The organism is Actinosynnema sp. NPDC004786 (assembly GCF_053601135.1).
On record NZ_JBSGBG010000009.1, the window covers coordinates 154,446 to 178,389 of the forward strand.

The 23,944-nt window shown below is 72.0% G+C and carries 20 protein-coding genes; 9 read left to right on the forward strand and 11 right to left on the reverse strand.

Annotated elements, in window-relative coordinates; genetic code table 11:
• Positions 1–175 precede the first annotated feature (175 nt).
• Entirely contained in the window at positions 176–790 is a 615-nt protein-coding gene (locus ACWEFJ_RS10515) for a hypothetical protein (RefSeq protein WP_449713589.1), read from the reverse strand.
• Positions 791–1,010: 220 nt separating this feature from the next.
• The gene (locus ACWEFJ_RS10520; protein ID WP_378085246.1) at positions 1,011–2,441 is read right to left on the reverse strand and encodes an LVIVD repeat-containing protein; all 1,431 of its coding nucleotides are present in this window, start codon (positions 2,439–2,441) and stop codon (positions 1,011–1,013) included.
• A 223-nt stretch (positions 2,442–2,664) separates the two neighbouring features.
• Between ACWEFJ_RS10520 and ACWEFJ_RS10525 the strand changes: the two genes are divergently transcribed.
• Complete coding sequence (locus ACWEFJ_RS10525; protein ID WP_378085217.1) at positions 2,665–3,288, forward strand: DUF305 domain-containing protein; 624 nt, start codon at positions 2,665–2,667, stop codon at positions 3,286–3,288.
• Between the two features lie 150 nt (positions 3,289–3,438).
• Positions 3,439–4,323, forward strand: coding sequence for an N-acetyltransferase family protein (locus tag ACWEFJ_RS10530; protein ID WP_449713590.1), 885 nt, complete (start codon positions 3,439–3,441; stop codon positions 4,321–4,323).
• Here ACWEFJ_RS10530 and ACWEFJ_RS10535 read toward each other — a convergent pair.
• From ACWEFJ_RS10535 to ACWEFJ_RS10555, 5 genes are read right to left on the reverse strand one after another with little or no spacing between them, the layout of a single operon-like run.
• Positions 4,320–4,802, reverse strand: a complete 483-nt coding sequence (locus ACWEFJ_RS10535; RefSeq protein WP_449713591.1) for a nucleoside deaminase — start codon at positions 4,800–4,802, stop codon at positions 4,320–4,322. The genes ACWEFJ_RS10530 and ACWEFJ_RS10535 overlap by 4 nt on opposite strands.
• 22 nt (positions 4,803–4,824) lie before the next feature.
• Positions 4,825–7,047: a xanthine dehydrogenase family protein molybdopterin-binding subunit gene (locus tag ACWEFJ_RS10540; RefSeq protein ID WP_378085211.1), complete on the reverse strand. Its 2,223-nt coding sequence runs from the start codon at positions 7,045–7,047 to the stop codon at positions 4,825–4,827.
• Complete coding sequence (locus ACWEFJ_RS10545) at positions 7,044–8,399, reverse strand: 8-oxoguanine deaminase (protein WP_449713592.1); 1,356 nt, start codon at positions 8,397–8,399, stop codon at positions 7,044–7,046. Before ACWEFJ_RS10545 ends, ACWEFJ_RS10540 begins: the two co-directional genes overlap by 4 nt.
• Positions 8,396–8,881, reverse strand: a complete 486-nt coding sequence (locus tag ACWEFJ_RS10550) for a (2Fe-2S)-binding protein (protein WP_378085207.1) — start codon at positions 8,879–8,881, stop codon at positions 8,396–8,398. The genes ACWEFJ_RS10545 and ACWEFJ_RS10550 overlap by 4 nt, the downstream gene beginning before the upstream one ends.
• Complete coding sequence (locus ACWEFJ_RS10555; protein WP_449713593.1) at positions 8,872–9,756, reverse strand: FAD binding domain-containing protein; 885 nt, start codon at positions 9,754–9,756, stop codon at positions 8,872–8,874. The genes ACWEFJ_RS10550 and ACWEFJ_RS10555 overlap by 10 nt, the downstream gene beginning before the upstream one ends.
• Before the next feature lie 201 nt (positions 9,757–9,957).
• On the opposite strand from ACWEFJ_RS10555, the gene ACWEFJ_RS10560 reads away from it, so the two are divergent.
• A complete protein-coding gene (locus ACWEFJ_RS10560; RefSeq protein ID WP_449713594.1) occupies positions 9,958–11,409 on the forward strand; it encodes a PucR family transcriptional regulator in 1,452 nt (483 codons plus the stop codon).
• A 173-nt stretch (positions 11,410–11,582) separates the two neighbouring features.
• Here ACWEFJ_RS10560 and ACWEFJ_RS10565 read toward each other — a convergent pair whose 3' ends face one another.
• On the reverse strand, positions 11,583–12,995 hold the full coding sequence (locus ACWEFJ_RS10565; protein ID WP_449713595.1) for a DUF1996 domain-containing protein: 1,413 nt from the start codon (positions 12,993–12,995) through the stop codon (positions 11,583–11,585).
• An 803-nt stretch (positions 12,996–13,798) separates the two neighbouring features.
• Here ACWEFJ_RS10565 and ACWEFJ_RS10570 point away from each other — a divergent pair.
• From ACWEFJ_RS10570 to ACWEFJ_RS10590, 5 genes are all read left to right on the forward strand, one after another.
• On the forward strand, positions 13,799–14,728 hold the full coding sequence (locus tag ACWEFJ_RS10570; RefSeq protein WP_378085199.1) for an SMP-30/gluconolactonase/LRE family protein: 930 nt from the start codon (positions 13,799–13,801) through the stop codon (positions 14,726–14,728).
• Positions 14,729–14,942: 214 nt separating this feature from the next.
• Positions 14,943–17,360: a sensor histidine kinase gene (locus ACWEFJ_RS10575; RefSeq protein WP_378085197.1), complete on the forward strand. Its 2,418-nt coding sequence runs from the start codon at positions 14,943–14,945 to the stop codon at positions 17,358–17,360.
• A gap of 41 nt (positions 17,361–17,401) precedes the next feature.
• Positions 17,402–17,839, forward strand: a complete 438-nt coding sequence (locus ACWEFJ_RS10580; protein WP_033440408.1) for a roadblock/LC7 domain-containing protein — start codon at positions 17,402–17,404, stop codon at positions 17,837–17,839.
• Entirely contained in the window at positions 17,839–18,210 is a 372-nt protein-coding gene (locus tag ACWEFJ_RS10585; RefSeq protein ID WP_053718070.1) for a DUF742 domain-containing protein, read from the forward strand. The genes ACWEFJ_RS10580 and ACWEFJ_RS10585 overlap by 1 nt, the downstream gene beginning before the upstream one ends.
• Positions 18,191–18,784 carry a GTP-binding protein gene (locus tag ACWEFJ_RS10590; protein WP_378085194.1) on the forward strand — a complete coding sequence of 198 codons (594 nt, stop codon included), beginning with the start codon at positions 18,191–18,193 and terminating at the stop codon, positions 18,782–18,784. The genes ACWEFJ_RS10585 and ACWEFJ_RS10590 overlap by 20 nt, the downstream gene beginning before the upstream one ends.
• Before the next feature lie 84 nt (positions 18,785–18,868).
• On the opposite strand, the gene ACWEFJ_RS10595 is transcribed toward ACWEFJ_RS10590, so the two are convergent.
• The 3 genes from ACWEFJ_RS10595 to ACWEFJ_RS10605 all read right to left on the reverse strand — a co-directional run bounded on the left by ACWEFJ_RS10595 (position 18,869) and on the right by ACWEFJ_RS10605 (position 22,621).
• Positions 18,869–20,236 (reverse strand): tryptophanase, encoded by a 1,368-nt coding sequence (locus tag ACWEFJ_RS10595; RefSeq protein WP_378085192.1) that lies wholly within the window; start codon positions 20,234–20,236, stop codon positions 18,869–18,871.
• Positions 20,237–20,245: 9 nt separating this feature from the next.
• A complete protein-coding gene (locus ACWEFJ_RS10600; protein WP_449713596.1) occupies positions 20,246–21,340 on the reverse strand; it encodes a tryptophan dimethylallyltransferase family protein in 1,095 nt (364 codons plus the stop codon).
• 417 nt (positions 21,341–21,757) lie between these two features.
• A complete protein-coding gene (locus tag ACWEFJ_RS10605; RefSeq protein WP_378085188.1) occupies positions 21,758–22,621 on the reverse strand; it encodes a 3-hydroxybutyryl-CoA dehydrogenase in 864 nt (287 codons plus the stop codon).
• Positions 22,622–22,877: 256 nt separating this feature from the next.
• Here ACWEFJ_RS10605 and ACWEFJ_RS10610 point away from each other — a divergent pair, with 256 nt between their 5' ends.
• On the forward strand, positions 22,878–23,906 hold the full coding sequence (locus ACWEFJ_RS10610; protein WP_449713618.1) for a serine hydrolase domain-containing protein: 1,029 nt from the start codon (positions 22,878–22,880) through the stop codon (positions 23,904–23,906).
• Positions 23,907–23,944 lie beyond the last annotated feature (38 nt).

Genomic DNA, 23,944 nt, shown 5'->3' on the forward strand with positions numbered 1-23,944 from the left:
CGGCCCGGCGGTCGTGGTGGACCTGGACGCGGTCCGGGTGACGGTGGTGAAGACCTGACGATCCGGGGCGACGGCGACGGCGGTGGGGCGGACCTGGACGCGGACCGGGCGGTGGTGTTCGGGCGGTGGTGTTCGGGCGCGACGGCTCGGTGCGGCGTGGGCTTGGTGGTCCGGGTCAGGGTCGGCGCAATTTCGTCAGTTTCACCCGTTCCGCGTCGGACAGCGCCGAATCGACCAAAACGCGTATGCCACGTGCGCCGATCGGCTGACCGTTGACGGACGTCACCCACGTGGTCGGCACGTCGGTGAACAACGTGACTTCCGGCGTGCCCGCGAAATGCCCGTAACCCAATACCGTCGACCGGCTCACGCTCGGCCCGTTCAGCACCACGTAATCCTGGTCTGCCGGTGTCGGGTCGGTCACCCACGGCACCTCCTCGCCCAGGGTCCAGCCGCCCACCCCGCCGTAGCGCAGCAGGAACGTGCGCGCGTGGTGGATGGTGACCACGTAGTGGTGGGCGGACTCCGACCGCACCGGGTCGGGCACGCGGGTGAAGGTCAGGCCGTGTGAGACGCCCGCCGCGCGCAGCGAGCGGGAGAACGCCGCCAGGTCGCCGCCGCCGGTGCTGATCGCGCGGGAGAGCGCGGACCACGCGCCGGTGGCGGTCTGGTTCGGCAGCCGCGCGCCCGGCCAGGGGTCGAGGATCGTCATGCCGCCCCAGATGAGGCGCACCGCCGGGTCCGGCCAGACATTGTGCCGCTCACCCCGGTAGAGGGTCATGTCCGGCATGGGAATACTCCTCGCGAGGAATTCGTGAAGAGGAATCGGGGCCGATACTACGCCGAGTCGGCCCCGGTGCGGACGAATTCACCGCCAAGGAGTACCGGTGAGCGCTATTCCGGTGAACCCGGGGGAAATATGCAATGTTGGCGTTGGTCGGAACGGGTGGAGGGGCCCGCCGCGGGTGCGACGGGCCCCTCCGGGTCCGGACGTGGTCAGGCCGTTCGGGCTAGCGCGGGAACAGGTCCCGGTACGAGCCCTGCGTCTGGACGTTCAGCTCGCCGACGCGGACGAGCTTCGCCGTCGCCGTCCGCGGGTCGCGGATGTCGAGCACGTCGAGGCCCTTGGCCATGTCGGACGAGAAGATGTAGCCGTTGTAGTAGTACGCGGACCACGAGCCGCCGCCGGCGCCGTTGGGCAGCGGACCGCGCTCGAACCAGCCGATCTCCTTGGGGTTGCGGGAGTCGGTGAAGTCCCAGATCGAGATGCCGCCCTGGTACCACGCCTGCACCATGATGTCGCGGCCCTGCACCGGGATCAGCGAACCGTTGTGCGCCACGCAGTTCTCGGTCTCGCCCTGGATCCGGGAGATCTTGTAGTACGAGCGGAACTCCAGCTTGCGCTTGTCGCCGCGGCCGGTGATGTCGTAGATGCCGTCCGCGCCGCGCGTCTTGGCGATCGTCTCGTTGCACGTCGGCGCGCCGCCGCCACCCAGCTCGTCGGTGAAGACGACCTTGGTGCCCTCGTTGTTGAAGGTGGCCGAGTGCCAGAACGCGAAGTTCACGTCGTCCTGCACGCGGCTGATCTCGCGGGGCCGCTCGCGGTCGGAGATGTCCCACAGCACGCCGTCGCCCATGCAGGCGCCGGCCGCGAGGTCCTTGGCCGGGTACACGGTGATGTCGTGGCAACCGGAGGTGGCGCGGACGTAGCCCTCCTCGATCGTGCCGTCACGACCGGGGTTGCCGCCGTCCGGGAACAGCACCGTCTCGGACAGCAGCGAGGCCGCCGCCGGGTTCTTCAGCGGCACCTTCACGATGGAGATCAGGTCGTGCGGCGGCTGGCAGTCGGGGAAGGAGGCGTTCGGCCCGTACGACGAAACGTACAGGTAGACGTCCTTGCCCCGCTTGTCCGGCACCATCGTGTGGGTGTGGGAACCGCACTTGGTCTCGACCGCGGCGACGTACTTCGGGTTCTTCTTGTCGCTGATGTCGAAGATCTTGATGCCCTCCCACGCGTCCTTGTTGGTCGCGGAGAGCGGCGTGCTGGCACAGGAGTTGTCGCTGCGGGACGAGTCGGTGGACAGGAAGAGCAGGTTGTCCTTGACCGAGATGTCGTTCTGCGAGCCGGGGCACCAGACCGTGCTCACGATGGACGGCTTGCGCGGGTTGCGCACGTCGTAGATGACGAAGCCGTCGTAGTTGCCGTCGAACGCGTAACCGTCCTGGAACGCCAGGTCGGTCCACGTCGAGCCGGCGCCGAACGGCGCGGGCTTCGGCAGGTTCGCCAAGTGCTTGACGTTGCGGCTGTTGCGGATCTCGTCGACGCCGGGGATGCCGGCGGCCGGCTGCTCCTGGCTCGACAGTTGGGTCTCGGACAGTCCGGCCAGGTCGGCGTCGTCCGGGGCCGCGGTCGCCTGGGGCGCCCAGGCCACGACCGACAGGCTCAGCGCGAACGCTCCCAGGACCGCGGCCGGCGTTCTGCGCCGGCGGGTCGAATCGCGTACATCCACTTCAGGTTCCCCTTCCAACCCAAGTGCAGGGCCCGCAGTATCACCCGTTCGCAACGCTAAGGACCAGACCCATTCGTCGGGAATTTTCCGCACTTCCGACATGTGGGGTCGCCGGGTACGTTGGCGGCCGACCGGAGGGCTAGGGGGTAGCGGGATGCGAATGGTGTTCGTCGCGGTGCTGGTGGCCGTCCTCGCGGGCTGCACGTCGCAATCGGTCGACCAGCCCCCGATCATCGCGCCACAGGGGCCGGGTGAGCAAGCGCAAACCCTTGCGCCGGAGGACTTCGGCACGGACCGCTGGGTCGCGCCGAGCCAGGCGGACCTGACCTACGTCGCCCGGATGATCGTGCACCACCGGCAGGCGCTGGAGATGACCGCGCTCGCCCCGGAGCGGGCGCGAAACGAGACGGTGCGCGGGCTGGCGTCGCGGATCCACGACACGCAGGGCCCGGAGATCGCCGCCATGGAGCAGTGGCAGCGGCAGTACGCGGAGAACGCGCCCGCGCACGGCCACAGCGCCGACCTGCCCGAGGTGGACCACGACTCGATGCCCGGCATGGCGACCGAGCAGCAGCTGGCCGAGCTGCGCGCGGCCACCGGCTCGGACTTCGACCGGCTGTTCCTGCGGCTGATGATCGCCCACCACGAGGGCGCGATCAGCATGGCGGTCGAGCTGCTGTCCTCGGGCACCGACGTGCGGGTCGAGGACATGGCCAACGACGTGGTCGCCTCCCAGACCGACGAGATCGAACGCATGAAGGCCATCACCATCCCCTGACCCCCGCGCGTGTCCTACGTTCAGAACGCGTGTGTCCTACGTTCAGGACCCGTGAGTCGTACGTTCAGGACCCCTGAATTCAACGCTCGGGCGTGACCCCGGGCCGAAAATCGGGTGCGGCGGACCGCCGCCGCGGTGTGTGATCGGCGGATGGCGATCGTGTTGCGCGAGCCGGCGGTCCACGACCCGGACGAGGCGGTCGCGGTGCTGCGCGAGTGGCAGCACGACGGCGCGCCGATGCAGCTGCACCCCGGTGACCTGGGTTGGTTCCGGCGGTTCGGCGCGGACGCGACGGCCGCGGCGGTCCGGACGTGGAGCCGGGACGGGAGGGTCGTCGCCGTCGGCCTCCTGGACGGCCCCGGCCTGCTCCGGCTGACGACCGCGCCGGACGTCCGGCGCGACGAGGAGCTGGCCCGGCGGCTGGTCGAGGACGCCACCGAGCCGGCACGCGGCCTGCTGCCCGAGGGCACGGCCGGCCTCGACGCCCCGGCGGACGCGCTGCTCCACGACCTGCTGCCCGACGCGGGCTGGACCGCCGACGAGCCGTGGACGCCGCTGATCCGCGACCTGTCCGACCCGGTGCCGGAACCGGGCGTGCGCATCGAGGTCGTCGGACCGGACCGGGCGCACGTGCGGACCGCCGTGCAGCGCGCGGCGTTCGACCGGTCCACGTTCACCGACGAGGCGTGGCGCGCGATGGCCGCCGGGCCGGCCTACGCCGACGCCCGGTGCCTGGTCGCCCACGACCGGGGTGAGGCGGTCGCGGCGGTGACGGTGTGGTCGGCCGGTCCGGGCAGGCCCGGCCTGCTGGAACCGATGGGCGTGCACCGGGACCACCGCGGCCGCGGCCACGGCCGGGCGATCACCCTCGCCGCGGCGGCCGCGCTGCGGGAGATGGGCGCGTCCAGCGCGGTCGTCTGCACCCCGAGCGCCAACGCGGGCGCGGTCGCCACCTACCGGTCGGCCGGCTTCCGGCAGCTCCCCGGGATCCGGGACTGGCGCCGCCGGTCCACCGGCACGCCGCGCACGACCTAGTAGTCCACCCGGTCCGCGTGCTCCAGCCAGGCGCTGAACGGCGCGGTGTCCTCGCCCGTCGGCACGTGGTGCACCGGCAGGCTCCACGTCTCCCGCGGCCGGCCGAACAGGTCGTGGAACTCCCGGTCGTCGAACCCGGCCGCCGCCGCGTCGTGCCGGTCGGCGGCGTAGACGACCCGGTCCACCCGCGCCCACAGCGCGGCGGACAGGCACAGCGGGCACGGCTCGCAGGACGACACCAGCACGCACCCGGTGAGCCGGAAGTCGCCGAGCGCCCGGCAGGCCGCGCGGATGGCGACCACCTCGGCGTGCGCGGTCGGGTCGAGCGTCGGCGTGACCTGGTTCGTGCCGGTCGCGATCACCTCGCCCGCCCGGACGACCACCGCGCCGAACGGGCCGCCGCCCTCGGCGACGTTGCGGGTGGCGAGGTCGATCGACGCGCGCAGCCAGGCGTGGTCGGGCGACACGGACGTGGTCATGGGTGCTCCTCGGTGCGGGGGATCAGACGCCGGTGATGTGCTCGGGGCGCACGGGCACCCGGGTCAGGGCGAGGCCGGTGGCGGCGCGGATGGCCGCGACGATCGCCGGCGTGGACGAGATCGTGGGCGGCTCGCCGACGCCGCGCACCCCGTACGGGGCGTTCGGGTCGGCCAGCTCCAGCACGTCGATGCTCATCGGGGGCATGTCGAGCACGGTCGGGATGAGGTAGTCGGTGAACGACGGGTTGCGCACCCGACCGCCCTCGACCTGGATCTCCTCCATCACCGCGAGGCCGAGGCCCTGCGCCGACCCGCCCTGGATCTGCCCCAGCACGGCCTGCGGGTTGATCGCCTTGCCGACGTCCTGCGCGCAGTCCAGCTCGACCACCTTCACCAGGCCCAGCTCGACGTCCACGTCCACCACGGCGCGGTGCGCGGCGAACCCGTACTGCACGTGCGCGTTGCCCTGCCCGGTCACCGGGTCGACCGGCTCGGTGGCGCGGTGCCGCCACTCCACCGTCTCGTCGACCACCTCGTCGCCCAGCAGCGCGGCCAGGTCCACAGTGGACAGGTCACGGCCGCCGGCGAGCTTGACCAGCTTCTCCCGCACGGCCGCGCACGCGGCCTTCACCGCGCCACCGGTCACGTAGGTCTGGCGGGACGCCGAGGTGGAGCCGCCGTTGCCGATGGAGGTGTCCATGGGCAGGATCGTCACCCGCTCCACACCCAGCTCGGTGCGCACGATCTGCTGCATGACGGTCACCAGGCCCTGGCCGACCTCGACGGCGGCGGTGTGCGCCAGCGCGGCCGGCTCACCGTTGATCACCTGCAACCGCACCCGCGCGGTGGAGTAGTCGTCGTAGCCCTCGGAGAAGCAGATGTTCTTGATCCCCACGGCGTACCCCACGCCGCGCACCACGCCCTCGCCGTGCGTGGTGTTCGAGACACCGCCGGGCAGGTCGCGCAGGTCCGACCCGGCGGGCGGCGGCATCGGCTTGTCCCGCACCAGCTTCAGCAGCTCGGCGACCGGCGCGGCCGAGTCGACCACCTGCCCGGTCGGCATGACCGAGCCCTCGCTCATCGCGTTGGCGATCCGCACGTCCACCGGGTCCATGCCCAGCGCCTCGGCGAGCTTGTCCATCTGCGACTCGTAGGCGAACCCGGCCTGCACCGCGCCGAACCCGCGCATCGCGCCGCACGGCGGGTTGTTGGTGTAGACGCCCCAGCAGTCGACGGTCACGTTGTCCACGTCGTACGGGCCGATGCCGAGCGTGGCCGCGTTCGCGACCACCGCCGGGGTGCTGGAGGCGTACGCGCCGCCGTCGAGGAAGATCCGCGCCTTGACGTACACGAGCTTGCCGGTGCGGTCCGCGCCGTGCTCGTAGTACAGCACCGCCGGGTGCCGGTGCACGTGCCCGTAGAACGACTCCTCGCGGTTGTAGACCATCTTGGTGGGCTTGCCGGTGTGCAGCGCCAGCAGGCACGCGTGCACCTGCATCGACAGGTCCTCGCGCCCGCCGAACGCGCCGCCGACGCCGGACAGCGTGAGCCGCACCCGCTCCAGGGGCAGTCCGAGGGCCGCCGCGACCTGGCCCTGGTCCACGTGCAGCCACTGGGTGGCGATGTAGAGGTCCACGCCGCCGTCCTCGGCGGGCACGGCCAGCCCCGACTCGGGCCCGAGGAACGCCTGGTCCTGCATGCCGACCTCGTACCGGCCGGTGACCACGACCTCGGCCCGCGCGTCCTGGTCGCCCCGCCGCACGGGCACGTGCCGCACCAGGTTGCCGCCGGGGTGCAGCGGCGTGTCGTCGACCGCGGTCTCCATGTCCACGACCGGGGTGAGCACCTCGTACTCGACCTTGATGCGCGCCATCGCGCGCCGCGCCGTCTCCGGGTGGTCCGCGCCGACCAGGGCGACCGGCTCGCCCTGGTAGCGCACGACGTCCTCGGCGAGCACCGGCTGGTCCTTGTGCTCCAGGCCGTACCGGTTGACCCCCGGCACGTCCCGGTGCGTGAGCACGGCGTGCACGCCGGGGACCTTCAACGCCTCGGTGATGTCGACGGACGCGATCCGCGCGTACGGGTGCGGGCTGCGCAGGGTCGCGCCCCAGATCATGTCCTCGTGCCACAGGTCCGAGGCGTAGGCGAACTCGCCGCGCACCTTGAGGTTCCCGTCCGGCCGCTGCGGGCTGGAGCCGATGCCGCCGGCCACGGCGGAGGTCAGTTCGGCGGGGGTGAGGCTCATCGCGTCCCCTTCAGTCGCTCGGCGGCGGCCCGCAGGTCGCGCGCGAGGTCGGTCTCGGAGGCGGTGCGCAGCTCGCCGTCCTCCACCACGGTCCGGCCGCCCACCAGCAGCAGCTTCAGCCGGGGCCGCGGCCCGAGCACGAGGGCGGCCACCGGGTCCTCGATGCCCGCGTGGTCCAGCCCGTCGAGCCGCCACACCGCGAGGTCGGCGAGCTTGCCCGGCTCGATCGAGCCGATCTCGGCCTCCCGGCCCAGGCACCGCGCGCCGCCCATCGTGCCCAGCCACAACGCTTCCCGCGCGGTCAACGCCCGGGGCCCGCCGCGCTGCCGGGCCTGCAGCAACGCCTGGTGCAGCTCCTCGACCAGCCCGCCGGCCTCGTTGGACGCCGCCCCGTCCACGCCGAGGCCCACCGGCGCGCCCGCGTCGAGCAGGTCGCGGACCGGGGCGATGCCGGTGCCCAGCCGGCCGTTGGACGTGGGGCAGTGGGCGCTGCCGGTGCCGGTCGCGCCCACCCGCTTCACCGCTTCGGGCGACAGGTGGACGGTGTGCGCCAACCACACGTCGTCACCGAGCCAGCCGAGGCGTTCGGCGTACTCGGTGGGCGTGCAGCCGTACTCGGCCAGGCACTGCTCCTCCTCGTCCACGGTCTCGGCGAGGTGGGTGTGCAGCCGCACGCCCTTGGCGCGGGCCAGCTCCGCCGCGCCGACCATCAGCTCGGCGCTGACCGAGAACGGCGAGCACGGGCCGACGGCCACCCGGACCAGCGCGTCCGGGGACGTGTCGTGGTGGTCGTTGACCGCCTGCTCGGTGGCGATCAGCGCGGCCTCGGTGTCCTCGACCAGGTTGTCCGGCGGCAGGCCGCCGTGCGACCGGCCGCGGTCCATCGAGCCGCGCACGGCGTGCAGCCGCACGCCGACGCGCCGGCCCGCCTCGACCAGGGCCGCGAACTGGTCGCCGCCCTCACGGGGGAAGACGTAGTGGTGGTCGGCGGCCGTCGTGCAGCCGGTGGTCGCGAGCTTCGCCAGCCCGGCGGAGGCCGCGGCGTGCGTGATCCCGGCGTCCAGGCCGCGCCACACCGGGTAGAGCGTGGTCAGCCACTCGAACAGCGTGGCGTCCTGGGCGAGGCCGCGGGTGGCCCACTGGTAGAGGTGGTGGTGGGTGTTGACCAGGCCCGGCGTGACCAGGCAGCCGCTGCCGTCGACCCAGGTGTGCGGCCCGGCCGGCCGGGGCGCCTGGCCCGGCCCCACGGCGGTGATCCGGCCGTCCTCGATGACGACGTGGCCGACCGCGTGCTCGGTGCCCGCGGCGTCCACGGCGGCCACCGCGACGCCGTCGAGGATGGTCGGCGTCATCCGGACCCGCCCCCGGCGTCGGCCCGGCGGGCGGCGGCGAGGCGGACCGCGTCCAGGATCTTCTCGTAACCCGTGCAGCGGCACAGGTTCCCGGCCAGCGCCTCCCGGATCTCGGGGTCGCTCGGCCTCGGCACCCGGCCGAGCAGGTCGTGCGCGGCGACCACGAGACCGGGCGTGCAGAACCCGCACTGCACCGCGCCCGCCTCCACGAACGCCTCCTGGACGGGGTCGAGCCGGTCGCCGTCGGCCAACCCCTCGACCGTCCGCACCTCGCGGCCCTCCGCCTGGCCCGCGGCCACCAGGCAGGCGCACACCGGCGTGCCGTCCAGGTAGACCGTGCACGAGCCGCACTCGCCCTGCTCGCACGCGTTCTTCGAGCCGGGCAGGCCGAGCCGTTCGCGCAGCACGTACAGCAGGCTCTCGCCCTCCCACACGTCGTCGGCCTGCCTCGGCTCGCCGTTCACCGTCACGTTCACCCGCACGGTCGGGCCACCTCCTCGGTGTAGTCGTGCCAGGCCCAGCCCAGCGCTCGGCGGGCGAGCACGGCGAGCGCGTGCCCGCGGTACGCGGCCGAGCCGCGCACGTCGTCGATGGGGCTCGCGGCCTGCGCCACCAGCTCGCCGAACCGCCGCGTCACCGAGTCCGGCAGGGGCTTCGGCGACGTCCAGCGGTCGGTGTCGGTCAGCTCGGCGGCCAGGAACTCCTCGGCCGCCGACGCCCGGCGCGGCGTGGGCGCGGCACTGCCGACCGCCGCGCCGACCCGCCGGTCCGCCGGGTGCAGGGCGACGGCGAACGAGCACACCGCGATCACCATCGCGTTGCGCGTGCCGACCTTGGAGAACTGCTGCGGGGCGCGGGTGACCGGCACCCGGACCGCCGTGATCAGCTCGTCCGGCTCCAGCGCGTTGCGCTTCACGCCCAGGTAGAAGTCGGTGGCGGGGATGTGCCGGGTGCCCCTGGTGGACGCCACCTCCACGGTCGCGCCCACGGCGAGCAGCACGGGGTGCGCGTCCCCGGCGGGCGAGGCCGCGCCCAGGTTGCCGCCGACCGTGCCGCGGTTGCGGATCTGCGGCGACCCGACCGTGCGGGAGGCCATGGCCAACCCCGGCAGGCGGTCGCCCAGCTCCTCGATGATCCGCGTGTACGGGACGCCCGCGCCGAGGCGCACCGCGTCGCCGTCGTGGTCCCACGACCGGAGTTCGGCGATCCGGGTCAGGTCCAGCAGCGCGGGCGGCCGGCGGTGGTCGAAGTTCAGCTCCACCATCACGTCCGTGCCACCGGCGATGGGCACGGCGTCCGGTCGCTGCGCCTTGAGGGCCAGCGCCTCGGCCAGCGTCTCGGGACGGAGGAAGTCCATCAGCCACCTCGGTGGTGCGGTGCCGGTGCGGGAGTCAGTACACAGACGTCGTGGGGTCGTCGGCTACGGCGACGGCCCACTGAATCCCGGTCCGCTCGTGGCGGGGGATTCGTGCTTTCCTACAAAAACCGTCGGACGATGGTAAACCGCCGGGATGACGGGGAGGGGGTGCGCGCGGTGCGGGTTCGGAGTCTGCTCGGGATGCCGGAGCTGCGACTGCGGACCGTTGTCGGCGCGGAGTTCCTCGACAGGCCCGTGACCAGGCTCTACGGCACGGAGCTGCCGGATCCGGCGCGTTACCTCTCCGGCGGTGAGCTGGTGCTTTCCGGGTTGCTGTGGTATCGCGCGGCGGCCGATTGCGAGCGGTTCGTCGCCGCCCTGGCCGCGGCGGGGGTCGCCGCGCTGGCCGTCAGCCCGCCCGACGCCGGCGAGCTGCCCGGGGCGCTGGTCGAGGCGTGCGAGCGGCACGGGGTGCCGCTGCTGGAGGTGCCGGTCGACCTGTCGTTCGCGGCCATCACCGAGCGCGTGGTGCTGGAGCTGGCCGCCGAGCGGGCGGCCGACGCGGGCGCGCTGCTCGGCCGGCACCGGCGGCTGCTGACCGTGGTCGCCGAGGGCGGCGGGCTGTCCGAGCTGGTCGCGGCCGGCGCGGCGGAGCTGGGCGCGCCGTGCCGGGTGCTGTCGTGCACCGGTCACGTGGTCGCCGGGCCGGAGCTGCCCGGCGCGGCGGCGCTGGTGCGGGAGTTCCTGGTGGCCGACCGGCTGCCCGTCGCGGTGCGGGGCACGACGCTGCTGCCGGTGTCCGTGCGGGGCGGCTCGCGGCTGACGTCGTGGATCCTCGTGGTCGAGGGCGACCGGACGCGGGACGAACTGGCCGTCGAGCTGGCCAGCCTGGTCGGCGTGGAGCGGGCGCGGGTCGTGCAGGGGCGCGAGATCGAGAACCGCGCGGCCGGGCCGCTGCTGCGGGAGGTGCTCGCGGGCGGTGACGTCGCCGCCCGGATCTCGGCCGTCGGGTGGGATCCGGACGTGCCGCTGCGGGTGCTCGCCGCCTCGGCGCCGGGCGGGCGGGCGGAGCAGGCCGCGGCGCTGGTGGAGGAGGTGCTGGCGGCGGTCGCGCCGGCGTTCCTGGTGGCCGCCGTGGACGAGGAGGTGTACGCGCTCGCGCCGTCCGGGACGTGGACCGAAGGGCTCCGGCCGGCGGCGCGGACCCTGGAACCGGGGCTGCGCTCGGCCCGGCTGCTGGTCGGCCTGTCGTCGCCGGTCGGGCACACCGGGCTGCGCGGCGCGGCGCAGGAGGCGTCCCACGCCCGGCGGCTGGGCGAGCGGCGGACGGGGCGGACGTGCGTGGTGGCGGGGGAGGAGATCGCCCTGCACCAGCTCCTGCTCGCCGGGGTGCCGGACGACCTGCGCCGTTCGCTGCGCCGGCGGCTGCTCGGGCCGGTGCTGGACTACGACGCCGAGCACGGCTCGGACCTGGTGGGGACGCTGCGGGTGTTCCTCGACTGCTCCGGCTCCTGGACCGCCGCCGCCGCGCGGCTGCACGTCCACGTGAACACGCTGCGGTACCGGGTGGGCCGGGCCGAGGACCTGCTGGGCGTGGACCTGTCGGAGTTCACCGAACGGGTGAACCTGTACCTGGCGCTCCAAGCCGGCTGACGACCCGGCCGCCCGGTGGATGGGCGGGCCATCCCCGACCCGCCGCCGCGCGGGCCGGGGATGGCGTCCTCCTCACCTCACCCGCGGCCGCGGGGCGTGGGTCCCCCCGCGGCGGTCGCCACGGCGAGGTGGGCGACCGGGAGGTCCCGCGGTGGGCGAGGAAGTCGAGGTCGTCACTCCTGGCACCGGCGGCCGGAGTTCACGCACCGCACCAGGCGGTCCATGATCTCCCCGGACATGACGTTCGCGAAGTCGTCGTGGTCGGAGAGCGGGTTGTGCTCCTCCTGCGGGAAGGCGTCGACCGCGTACTGCCCGGCGACCTGCACGTCCCGGGGGATGTCGTAGGTCAGGCTGATCCGCAGCTGCGGCACGGCCGTGAACCCGCGCGGGCACTGGCCGTCGGCGTCCGGGTAGACGATGTGGTCGCGGTGGTTGGCGCTGTCGGTGTTGCGGCCGTCCCAGCAGCTCGGGAAGTCGTGGATGCGCTTGACCTTGCTGCCCCCCGGGCAGATCGGGTACTTGTCGATCAGCACCTTGTCCTCGAACCCGGTGCACGTCCACGACTTGCGGGCGTTCTTCGGGCCGTTGGTGGAGACCTTCGCGTCGCCGTACAGCACGCGCAGGAACTGCGGCATCGGCTGCACCTTGCCGACGGGGCTGCCGCGGAAGGTGATGTCCACGACCTCGGGGCGCTGGATCTCGCCCTCGTTGCCGGGCAACTCGTTCTCGTCGCTGGGGGTCTTGCCGTCGCCCTTCCCCGGCGCGTCGGGCTCGGCCTCGCGGGCCGCCTCGGCCACCTTGGCGTCGTTGGCGTCGCCGTCCTTCACGGTGCACGGCGCGAGCCTCTTGAGCCCGCGGGGGCGTTGCGCGATCCGGTCGATGGCCTGCACGATGCGGTCGATCGCCGCCGTCCTCTTGTCCCGCAACGGCCCCAGCACGGCGTTGTTGACGAAAGCGGGGTCGTCCACGTTCGCGGCGGCCTTCAGCTTCCGGTTCGCCTCCGCGATCTGGTCCTTCATCGCCTGGAGGTTGCGGTCCACCTCCGCCTTGGCCTGGCGCGGCACGTCGCGCAGCTTCCGCTTCACGTCCGGGCACTCGACCTCGGCGTCGCCCGGCCGGCCGGGCTCCTCGTCCTCGCCCTCGCGGTCGATCCGCACCACGGGCCAGAAGTAGGCCGACTTGTCGCCGTTCTTGCAGGTGGTGTCGGCTTCGAGCAGGCTCTCGTCGGTCGAGTCGGCGTCGGTCGACACGTTGCCGACGTAGTCGTGCAGGTGCTGCGCGCCGTTGCGGACACCGGGCTGCGCGATGAAGTTGTCCGGGTTGAAGTGCCCGTTCTCGTTGCGGCCGCAGTCGACGGTGAACGTCCCGGTGCTCGCCCCGCGCCGGGGCTGGGGTGTGCGCACGTTGCGCTGCTGCTTCGTGATGTCGACGAACAGGGAGATGTCGGCCCCGTCGGCCTGGGCGGTGCCCTGGTCGCCGGTGGTGCTGATCGCGACCGCCAACCCGATCGTGAGTGCCAACCCGGTCACGCCCGCGGTCAACTTCGTGCGCCGTGAAAACCGGTGCCGCCCCTGGTTTCGCGTCATGGATGTGTCACCTCGTCGTAGGTACGCGCATGTGCGTTGAACCCCGACCGCCGGCGGGCGGTGGACACAGTGGCATACGTACCGCACCCGGTCCGCGACCTGACCGTTATCTGTTCGTTATCTGGAACCGACCCCTGTCTTCGAGCCCGCGGTGCGCGATGTGGACGGCCGCGACCGGCGACGCGGACACGGGGTGGGCCGGCTCGGGCAGTCCCAGGAGGTCGTACATGGTGCGACGGAGGACGGCGGCCGCCGCCCCCAAGGCGGGAACTGATCGCCTCGGCCAACCCGGGCACGGGCGTGGCCACGTCGGGCGAAGGCCGGGCGGGGTCGATCAGCGGCGCGGCCCGGTACACCAGGACCCGAGCCGCAGGGGCGAACGGTCCAGCGCCCGCGTCATGGGACGACCACCTGGCCATGGGTGTGGATGAGCCGCACACCTTACCGCCGCGGGTGTCCGACCCGCCGTCGAGCGCTCGATCTTCCGCGCCCCGACCCGTTCCGGCCCGTGGCCGGCGGCCAAACGGTGCCACGAGTCCACCCGACGATCCCCCGACGGCCCATGCCATTTCTGTGGCACTCGAGTCACGCGTAGTGCAGGAGGGGGAGCTGTGAGGCGCAGCAGCGAGAACGTGGTGTCCGGTACGGCCTACGGTCCGGTCGTCCAGGCGGGAAGCGTCGGGGCGGTGCACTTCGGCGTCGATCCTGTCGGTTCCCTGTGGGTGCTTCACCGCGCGGTGATCGCTGCGGAACACTCCGGACGTCTCAGGAGCGCACGCTCACGAGCGAAGGAGGATGTGGTCATGTCTCGCACACTCGGTGCGCTGGCCGCCGTGGTGCTGGGGGTCTCCCTCGTCACCGCCGCGCCCGCCGCCGCCGCGCAAGCGCACCCGTTCCCCGCGCGGTTCCCGCTGCCCGACGGCTTCCTGCCCGAGGGGATCGCCATCGGCTCGGCGCCGGTCGCCTACTTCGGGTCGCGGGCGGACGGCGACCTGTTCCGCGTCGACCTCCGCACGGGTCGCGGCGAGGTGTTCAGCCAGGGGCCCGGGACCGCGTCGGTCGGGTTGAAGGTGGACCGGCGCAAGAGGCTGTTCGTCGCGGGCGGCGCGGGTGGGGACGGGCGGGTGGTCGACGCCCGGACGGGAGCGGTGCTCAAGTCCTACCGGTTCTCGGGCGACTCGGACACTTTCGTCAACGACGTCGTGATCACCGACGACGCCGCCTACTTCACCGACTCGCGCAAGGCGGTGCTGTATCGCGTCGCGTTCGGCCGGCACGGCGCGTTGCCGGACTCGCACACCGCGATTCCGCTGACCGGCGACTTCGTGTTGACGCCGGGCGTGAACAACGCGAACGGCATCGCGGAGACGCCCGACGGCAAAGCCCTGTTGATCGTCCAGAGCAACACCGGCGCGCTGCACGAAGTCGATCCCGACTCCGGTCGCACAACCCGCGTCGACCTGGGCGGCGAGGTGTTGACCAACGGCGACGGGCTGCTGGTCGAGGGCCGCACGCTCTACGTCGTGCAGAACCGGCTCAACACGGTCGCGGTGTTCGCGCTGGCCAGGGACGGGTCGGCCGGGACGCTGGTGACCAAGATCACCGACCCGCGGTTCGACGTGCCGACCACGGTGGCGTCCTTCGCCGGCCGGCTGTACCTGCCGAACGCCCGCTTCACCACTCCGCCCACCCCTACGACGACGTACGACGCGGTTTCGGTGCCGAAGCCGTGAAAGTCGGGGGGCCGGTACTGAGAAGTTCACATCGGCCCCCTGTTCGGGGCATCACTCGACTGGGTAACCTCATCGTCGCGTCGCGCAAGTGATCGCTGTCTCTTCGTAATAATGATCTTAAGGTGTTACCGTTCCGTCGCCGATCAGGTGATGAAGAGGCAGTGTTCCTAGTGCTGCGCCTGACCTGGCACCACGGACGAGGCTGCGGAGCGCTGTGAAGCAGAAGAGCACCACTACGGAGACGAACTACAAGACGATCCGTTCACGTCTCACCGGCGTCGTCGTCGTCCCCAGCATCGTCCTTCTCATCATGTGGGCGCTGTTCTCGTCGTACACCCTGTTCGACGGCTTCTACCTCCGTGCCGTGGCCTCGGGCGTGAAGGACGCCTCGATCCCGGCGGTCCAGACCTTCGCCGCGCTCCAGCGGGAGCGCGAGCTGAGCATGACCGCCCTCAGCCAGCCCGACCGCGGCACCAGCGACCTGGAGGTGCAGCAGGGCGAGACCGACCGGGCGGTCGACGAGATGCGCGCGGCGTTCGACGAGCTGGCCTCGCAGGCGCCGCAGGAGATCGTCGACAAGATCAACGCGCTGAACGTGCTGCTGGACCAGCTGCCGCAGCGCCGCTCCGCGCTCGAGGCGGGCCGCGCCTCCAAGACCGAGATCTACACCTACTACAACAGCCTCCTCGACGCCGGTGACGCGCTGTTCAGCGTGCAGGCCCGCGTGGTGCCCGACCACGAGTCCGTGAAGGGCGCCATCACCTCGACCGAGTACTTCAAGGCGGCCGACTGGATGTCCCGCGCCACGTCGCTCGCGTCGAGCGCCCTGGCCGCCGGGCAGTTCACGCCCGAGGAGCACATCGAGTTCGCGAACCTGGTCGGCGCGTACCACTCGGCCTACGACTCGATCGCGCCCTACGCCCGCCCCGAGGTGCGCGAGCACTACCAGTTCATGATCGAGGGCGACCAGTGGAAGCGGCTGGTCGAGTTCGAGGGCAGGCTGATCCAGAACGGCTCGAAGCCGTCCAACGCCGGGTCGCTGCAGGACTGGCAGAACATCAGCGGCCCGATCTCCGACGAGCTGACCGCGCTGGTCAGCGAGCAGGCGTCCGGCGCGGTGGGCGTCACCATGGCCCGCGGCGAGAGCAAGTTCCGCACCGTGCTGATCGGCAGCCTGGTCGCGCTGCTCGCCGTGATCATCGGCATCCTGATCGCGATCCGCACGTCGAACCGCCTGGTCAACCGGGCCCTGATCACGCGGCTCGCGGCGTTGAAGAAGGACTCGCTGACCCTGGCCCACGAACGGCTGCCCGACATCGTCGACCGGCTCCGCGAGGGCAAGCACGTGGACGTCGAGGTCGAGGTGCCGCCGCTGGACTACGGCAGCGACGAGATCGGCCAGGTGGCCGACGCGTTCAACGCCGCCCAGTACACCGCCGTCGCGGCGGCGGTCAAGGAGAGCCAGGCGCGCGAGGGCGTGAACCGGGTCTTCCTCGACATCGCGCACCGCAACCAGGGCCTGGTGCACCGCCAGCTCAAGATCCTCGACAAGCTGGAGCGCGAGGAGGAGAACCCCGAGCAGCTCGACGCGCTGTTCCAGCTCGACCACCTCGCCACCCGCGCCCGCCGCAACGCCGAGAACCTGATCATCCTCGCGGGCGAGCAGCCGGGCAGGCAGTGGCGCAAGCCGGTGCGCCTGCTCGACGTGCTGCGCGCCGCGGTGGCCGAGACCGAGCAGTACGTCCGCGTGAAGGTGAACCCGGTGCCCGAGACCGCGCTGGTGGGCGCGGCCGTCGCGGACACCATCCACCTGATCGCCGAGCTGGTGGACAACGCCACCGCGTTCTCCTCGCCCCGCTCCCAGGTGCAGGTGCACGCCAGCGAGGTCCCGCAGGGCATCGTGGTCGAGATCGAGGACCACGGCCTGGGCATCAACCCCGAGGACCGCGAGCAGCACAACGCGATGCTGGCCGACCCGCCCGAGTTCGACGCGATGCGCCTGCGCGGCGAGTCGCGGCTGGGCCTGTTCGTGGTCGCCCGGCTGGCCGCCCGCCGCGGCATCCACGTCGAGCTGCGCGAGTCGCCCTACGGCGGCACGCTGGCGCTCGTGCTGATCCCGTCCGCGATCGTCGCGGGCCCCACCACGGCGACGGAGCCCGCCGAGACGCGCCAGCTCCCGCGCCGCACCTTCCACGACATCCCGGAGCAGGGCGACGACTCAGTGCGAGACGCCAGGTTTCCCGACAGTTCCCGAGACCTGGAGGGGTTCTGGGCCCAGGCCGAGGCCGCGGCCAACGAACATCCCCTTCCAGAGGTCGAACGACTGAGCGGCGGGCTGGACCTGTCGCAGCGCAGCGGCGAGTTGGAGTTGCCGCAGCGGAAGCGGACCACCGAGTGGCCCGCGGAGGACCCGGGGCCGGCCGCCGGCGCGGACCGCCCCGAACTGCCACGCAGGCGCCGTCAGCAGAACCTGGCGCCGCAGTTGGTGCGCAACGATTTCCACCCTTCGCCCGAACCGCTCCCCGAGGTCGATTCCCAGCAGTCCGCCGAGAAGGTCCGCAAGGGCCTGTCGGCGTTCCAACGGGGTACACGTGACGCGAGGCGGACACCCGCCGACGACCTCGAACCCTGATCAGCAGTGGCCGGACGACTGGAAACCGGAAAGGCAACCCGATGAACGACATGACCAGCCAGCACAACGAACTGAACTGGTTGTTGGAGGACTTGGTCAGCCGGGTGGTCGGAGCTCGGCACGCGGTGGTCCTCTCGGCCGACGGTCTGCTGCTGGGGCGCTCGCCGGGGCTGTCCAAGGACGACTCCGACCACCTCTCGGCCATGGCGTCGGCGTTCCAGAGCCTGGCCCGGGGCACGGGACGGCACTTCGGCGGCGGCGCGGTGCGGCAGACCATCGTCGAGATGGAGCACGCCTACCTCTTCGTCACCGCGGCCGGCCACGGCGCCTGCCTGGCCGTCCTGGGCGAAGAGGACTCCGACATGGGCATGATCGCCTACGAGATGAACATGCTCGTCAAGCGCGTCGGCACGTACCTGTCGTCGGCGCCGCGCGGCACGGCCGCCGCGAGCCTGCCCGCCGCGCGAAGGTCTTCCTGATGGCCGGCCGCGAGGACTGGTGGTACGACGAGGCCGCGGGCCCGCTGGTCCGCCCCTACGCGATGGTGCGCGGTCGGACGCGCCCGTTGCGGCCGGAGCTGCACCTGGTGACGCAGGTGCGCGCGATGCCCTCCCCGTCGGACCCGGACGCGCTGTCGGTCGAGCACATGGAGATCATGGAGCTGTGCCGGCGGCCGCTGTCCGTGGCGGAGGTCGCCGCGTACCTCGACGTGCCGCTCGTCGTCGTCAAGGTGTTGTTGAGCGATCTCATCCAACGCGGTGACGTCGTGATCCGAGACCCCTCCCGAGTCCCGCAAGTGCCGGACCGGAACCTGCTCCAGGCGGTGTTGGATGGTGTCCGTGGAATCTGAGCGGCCGGGTGGGGAACTCCTCGTCCCCACCCCAGTGAAGATCGTCATCGCCGGTGGCTTCGGCACCGGGAAGACGACGATGGTCAACGCGGTCAGCGAGATACCGCCGCTGCACACCGAGGAGCTGCTGACCGAGGCCGGGGTCGGCGTCGACGACGTGATGGGCCTGGAGGCCAAGGAGACGACCACGGTCGCCCTCGACTTCGGCCGCATCACCATCAACCCGGAGGTGGTGCTGTACCTGTTCGGCACCCCGGGCCAGAACCGGTTCTGGTTCATGTGGGACGAGCTGGCCTACGGCGCCATCGGCGCGGTGATCCTGGTCGACACGCGCCGGCTGGACAGCAGCTTCCCGTCGATCGACTTCTTCGAGCGGCGCGGCATCCCGTTCATCATCGCGGTGAACTGCTTCGAGGGCGCGCACAGCTACGAGGTCGAGGAGGTGCGGCGGGCGCTGGACGTGGACGCCGCAATCCCGCTGGTGCTGTGCGACGCGCGGGACCGCGAGTCGGCCAAGACGGTGCTGGTGAGCCTGATCCAGCACACGATGGACCGGCTCGACGCGATGGCGTGACGCCGCGGCCCGGCGCGACGGGCCCACCGACGCGAGAGGGGGGTGACCGGTTTCCGGTCACCCCCCTCTCGCGCGTCCGACGCCCTACACCACCGGTTCGAGACGGCAGTTGAAGTGCCGCAACAACGCGGGCGCGTGCGTCAACCGGTACCCCGGCACCCGTTCCGGGTCCTTCGCGATCTCCGCCAGCGTCTCGCCGACGTACTCCAGGTGGCTCTGCGTGTAGACCCGGCGCGGGATGGCGAGCCGGACCAGCTCGTACGGCGCGGGCTTGACCAGCTCGCCCGCGTCGTCCAGCTCGCCCAGGTACAGCGAGCCCAGCTCGGCGCACCGGATGCCGCCCGCCAGGTACAGCTCGGTGGCCAGGGCGAACCCCGGGAACCGGTGCGGCGGCAGGTGGCGCAGCAGGCGACCGGCGTTGAGGTACACCGCGTGCACCCCGGTCGGCCGCACGCTGTCCACGCCCGCGGCCTGCGCCAGGTCGGCCACGTACGCGGTGGCGTCGGCCCGCGCCCGCAGGTACTCCGGGTCGGTGACCTCCAGCAGGCCCTGCGCCAGCATCTCCAGGTCGCGGCCGGAGAGGCCGCCGTAGGTGCGGAAGCCCTCGGTCGCGATCAGCAGCAGCTCGCACTTGGCGGCCAGCTCGGGGTCGCGGATCGCGAGCAGCCCTCCCATGTGGACGATGGCGTCCTTCTTCAGGCTCGCCACGCACCCGTCGGCGAGGCGGAACGCCTCCTCCGCGACCTGGCGCGGGGTGTGGTTGGCGTAACCGGGCTCCCGCTGGGTCACCAGCCACGCGTTCTCCGCGAACCGCGCCGCGTCCAGGAAGAACGGCACGCCGTGGCGGCGGGCGAGTTCCGCCGCCGCCTTGATGTTCGCCATCGACACCGGCTGGCCGCCGCCACCGTTGTTGGTGATGGTGATCAGCACCACGGCGACGTCCCGCGGGCCGGACAGGATCGCCTCCAGCGCGTCCAGGTCGATGTCGCCCTTGAACGGCGCGTCGTCGTCGAGGTCCTTGGCGGCCTGGCAGGGCAGGTCCACGGCCTGGCCCCCGAGGATCTCGACGTTCGCGCGCGTGGTGTCGAAGTGCGTGTTGCTGACGCTGACCTGGCCCGGCTTGAGCAGCGCGGTGAACAGGATCCGCTCGGCCGCGCGCCCCTGGTGGACGGGGAAGGCGTGCGGGTAGCCGGTCAGGTCCCGCACCACGTCGCGGAAGCGGTAGTAGGAGCGCGCACCGGCGTAGGTCTCGTCACCGCGCATCCCCGCCGCCTGCTGCTCGGCCGACAGGGCGCCGGTGCCCGAGTCGCTGAGCAGGTCGATCGTCACGTCGGTCGCGGCGAGGTTGAACGGGTTGTAGCCGGCGGCGGCCAGCGCCCGCTCGCGGTGCGCCCGGGTGGTGATCGGGATGGGCTCCACGACCTTGATGCGGTACGGCTCCATCGTGGGCATCGGTGACTCCTAGCCTGCCAAGCTGATCGAACGGGGTGAGGCCATGTCGTACGCCTCGGACGAGAGGTAGACGGTGACGCCGGGACGCGGCCTGCCCATGCGCAGCGAGACGTGCGCGATCAGCCCGACGCCCTCGTCCAGCGGACGTCGGGCGATCGTGCGCAGCGCGTTGTCGAACTGCGTGGGGTCGAGGTCGTACTTGTCCATCACCGCGAGCACGCGGCGACGTGCCTCTTCGTCGTCGGTCACGTAGTCGCGGATCGGCACGTACAGGGAATAGCCGCTGGGCACGTCCGCGTCGCCGTCCAGGAACGTGTAGCTGGAAATGAGGGGTCGCCGGTCGAACGTCCCGGTGCTGCCGCCGGTGAGCAGGCAGAAATCGGGCACCCTGTCCACATCGACTCCGCGCGCGGCCTTGGCCGCACGAGTGACGTCCGTTACATCCGCCGCGTGGTGGGAGATGTAGACCTTCACCCGGGCCCGTCGTTGTTCGACGAGGTCGAGCGCGAAGAACGAATACTTGTCGAGTCCGGGGCGGGTCACCGCGTTGGCGCGCAGGACCGGGAAACCGGCGGCGAAACCGGTCCGCTCCAGCGCTTCCCGCACCACGTCCTCGGCGGCTGCCTCTCCGCGCACTTCCGGGTTGAGGTAAACCTTGACCTCGGGCGTCGCGTCCGGGCGGAACACCAACGAATACCAGAATGTGAAGTCCCGTTCCGGGTCGTCCGGCAGGAACAGGTTCCGCACCGCGTCGAAACGGCGGGTGTCGAGGTTCTCCCGGTGCTTCATCCGGTCCAGCGCGGCGAGCGCCGCCGCGGTGTTGGCGGCCCTGGACGGCCTGGTCGCGGTGGTCTCGACGATCGTCCGGACGGTCGGGGCCTCGCCCGCGGCGAAGGCCGCGGAGAACTCGACCGGGGTGTGGTCGTCGGCCACGTCGGAGGGCCAGGCCGGCCTGGTGGAAATGGGGTGCAGACCGCCGGGGCCGAGCGCGTCCGCGAGCAATCCCACGGGTTTAACGGTGTTTTGCGTGATGCCCAGGGAGTGCAGCAGGGCGCTGAGCTGACGGCCCGTGAAATCGCGAATGGAGACTTTTTGAGGGTCCAAGGCGGGGTTCTCCTCGTGGGGGGCGAGTCGAAAGTTACGCTAGGCGAAGCAATCTTGTCCACCAGGCGGCCGTAGCGTGACGTACGGCACTCTAAAGCCAGGTCACAGGTCCTGTCGATCAGTAGTCGCGTGACCGGGGACGGTAATCAAGACTGCTCCGAACGGCCTCTTGACCTGAGCGCCGTCAGTCTTTCGCACTAATCGGCCGGCGGTGTGCGATGACGGATCGTGGCATTTTGCCCGCGCCTCGCGCTGAGGTACCGTCGGACGTTTGCCCGCTATTGCGCGCGGCCATTCGAGACGCGGTCCGTCGATTTTTCGCCGCGTTCCGGGCGTGACGGCCCCGCCCTCGGTGTGGTAAGCGCAAGGGGCCGCCGACCACCCGGTCAACGGCCCCGCCCGCTGCTCCGACCCCGGTCAGGCCGCGTAGTTGTGGAACCCGCGCCCGCTCTTCTTGCCCAGCAGCCCCGCGTCCACCATGCGCAGCAGCAACGGCGGCGGCGAGTACAGCGGCTCCTTGAACTCCTCGTACATCGACTCGGCGATCGCCTTGGTGGTGTCCAGTCCGATCAGGTCGGTCAGGCGCAGCGGACCCATGGGGTGCGCGCAGCCGAGCACCATGCCGTTGTCGATGTCCTCGGCGCTGGCGAACCCGGACTCCAGCATCCGGATCGCCGACAGCAGGTAGGGGATCAGCAGGGCGTTGACCACGAACCCGGCCCGGTCCTGCGACCGGATGACCTCCTTGTGCAGCACCCCGGTGACGAACTCCTCGGCCCGCGCCTTCGTCCGCTCGCCGGTCAGCAGCGACGGCACCAGCTCGACCAGCTTCAGCACCGGCACGGGGTTGAAGAAGTGCACGCCGATGACCTGCTCGGGACGGCCGGTGGCCATGCCCAGCTTCATGATCGGGATCGACGAGGTGTTCGACGCGAAGATCGCCTCCGGGTCCACGACGACCTTGTCCAGCGCCGCGAACACCTCGGTCTTGACCTGCTCGTTCTCCGCGACGGCTTCCACGACCAGGTTCCGGTCGGCGAAGTCGGCGAGGTCGGTGGTGAACCGCAGGCGCTCCAGTGCGGCGTCGCGGTCCTCGGCGGACAGCTTGCCGCTGCGCACCCCTCGGCCGAGCGAGGAGGCGATCCGCCCCCGCGCGGCCTCCGTGGCGTCCGGGCTGACCTCGGCCACCAGCACGTCCAGCCCGGCCCGCGCGCAGACCTCGGCGATGCCGGAGCCCATCAGGCCCGATCCCACCACTCCAACACGTTGAATGTCACTCACGCCCCGATCCTGCCAGGGGCGTCGGCCGGCGGCACAACCTCCACCTGTAGCCATGTCCGGTGGACCTCATCCGCAACCGCGTCGTGGGCACCGTGGCGCAGGGCGGTTCGGTGAAGCCGCGCGGGCGTGGAGCCGAGGGCTCGAGCCCGACGGCAGCACGGCCGCGTAGCGCCACCGGGACTGCGGTTTTCCACAGCGGACCGGGTGGCGTTCCCCATGGGCCGCCGCCGCGCCGCCGCCTAGCGTCGTCCCCGTGATGATCAACACTGCGATCGCCGGCGTCCTGCTGGCCGTCAGCGGCACGTTCCCCGCGATGGATGGGTGGGTCGGGCAGGGCTGGGCCTCCGGCGCGCTGCTCACCGCCGAGACCCCCGCCGGCACCCGCGCGGACGCGGCCGGCGAGGCGTCGGTCGGCGGGTACTTCCGCATCGGCAGCGCCACCAAGACCTTCGTCGCCACCGTCGTCCTCCAGCTCGTGGACGAGGGCCGCGTCGGGCTGGACGACCCCGTGGACCGGTACGTGGCGGGCGTGCCCGCGGGCCGCAACGGCGACCGGGTCACCGTGCGCCAGGTGCTCAACCACACCAGCGGCCTGTACGACTACGCGCACGAGGCCGGCTACTCGACAAACCGGTGGCGCGGCGCGGACCGCTTCCGCACGTACCGGCCCCGCGACCTGCTCGACGTGGCGTTCGCCCGGCCGTCCCACTTCGACCCGGGCCAGGGGTGGCACTACTCGAACACCAACTACATCGTCGCCGGGATGGTCGTCGAACGCGTGACCGGCCGGACCTACGGCGACGAGGTCCGCGCCCGCGTCCTGCGCCCGCTCGGGCTGAGGCACACCCTCGTGCCGGGCCGGTACCCCGGCCTGCCGCACCCGCACGCCCGCGGCTACGCCGAAGTGGACGGCGCGCTGGTCGACGCCACCCTGATGAACCCCACCCTGGACTGGGCGGCCGGCGAGATGATCTCCACCGCCGACGACCTCAACCGGTTCTTCGACGCCCTGCTGAGCGGCAGGCTGACCAGCGCGGCCTCGCTCGACGCCATGCGGCAGACCCGGGAGGACACCGGGACCGTCTTCGCCTACGGCCTCGGGTTGCAGCGGTTCGACCTGCCGTGCGGCCGGTCGGTGTGGGGGCACGGCGGCGAGCTGCTCGGCTACCGGACGTACGCCACCCGCGCGGACGACGGCACCCGCGCCACGCTGTCCTACAACCCGCTGCCCGCCGACGTGCCGGGCGACGCCGTCGTGGACCTGTTCAGCGCGATCTACTGCTGACCTCCGCACGGGACTTCGCACCCGCCGGCGACGGTGGG

Excerpts from the sequence above, each read along its gene's own strand:
- ACWEFJ_RS10545 (WP_449713592.1), bottom strand. The coding sequence starts at position 8,399 with ATGACGCCGACCATCCTCGACGGCGTCGCGGTGGCCGCCGTGGACGCC.
- ACWEFJ_RS10610 (WP_449713618.1), top strand. The coding sequence starts at position 22,878 with ATGATCAACACTGCGATCGCCGGCGTCCTGCTGGCCGTCAGCGGCACG.
- ACWEFJ_RS10595 (WP_378085192.1), bottom strand. The coding sequence starts at position 20,236 with ATGCCCACGATGGAGCCGTACCGCATCAAGGTCGTGGAGCCCATCCCG.
- ACWEFJ_RS10585 (WP_053718070.1), top strand. The coding sequence starts at position 17,839 with ATGGCCGGCCGCGAGGACTGGTGGTACGACGAGGCCGCGGGCCCGCTG.
- ACWEFJ_RS10555 (WP_449713593.1), bottom strand. The coding sequence starts at position 9,756 with ATGGACTTCCTCCGTCCCGAGACGCTGGCCGAGGCGCTGGCCCTCAAG.
- ACWEFJ_RS10525 (WP_378085217.1), top strand. The coding sequence starts at position 2,665 with ATGCGAATGGTGTTCGTCGCGGTGCTGGTGGCCGTCCTCGCGGGCTGC.
- ACWEFJ_RS10515 (WP_449713589.1), bottom strand. The coding sequence starts at position 790 with ATGCCGGACATGACCCTCTACCGGGGTGAGCGGCACAATGTCTGGCCG.
- ACWEFJ_RS10560 (WP_449713594.1), top strand. The coding sequence starts at position 9,958 with ATGCCGGAGCTGCGACTGCGGACCGTTGTCGGCGCGGAGTTCCTCGAC.
- ACWEFJ_RS10590 (WP_378085194.1), top strand. The coding sequence starts at position 18,191 with ATGGTGTCCGTGGAATCTGAGCGGCCGGGTGGGGAACTCCTCGTCCCC.
- ACWEFJ_RS10535 (WP_449713591.1), bottom strand. The coding sequence starts at position 4,802 with ATGACCACGTCCGTGTCGCCCGACCACGCCTGGCTGCGCGCGTCGATC.
- ACWEFJ_RS10540 (WP_378085211.1), bottom strand. The coding sequence starts at position 7,047 with ATGAGCCTCACCCCCGCCGAACTGACCTCCGCCGTGGCCGGCGGCATC.
- ACWEFJ_RS10530 (WP_449713590.1), top strand. The coding sequence starts at position 3,439 with ATGGCGATCGTGTTGCGCGAGCCGGCGGTCCACGACCCGGACGAGGCG.
- ACWEFJ_RS10580 (WP_033440408.1), top strand. The coding sequence starts at position 17,402 with ATGAACGACATGACCAGCCAGCACAACGAACTGAACTGGTTGTTGGAG.
- ACWEFJ_RS10570 (WP_378085199.1), top strand. The coding sequence starts at position 13,799 with ATGTCTCGCACACTCGGTGCGCTGGCCGCCGTGGTGCTGGGGGTCTCC.
- ACWEFJ_RS10565 (WP_449713595.1), bottom strand. The coding sequence starts at position 12,995 with ATGACGCGAAACCAGGGGCGGCACCGGTTTTCACGGCGCACGAAGTTG.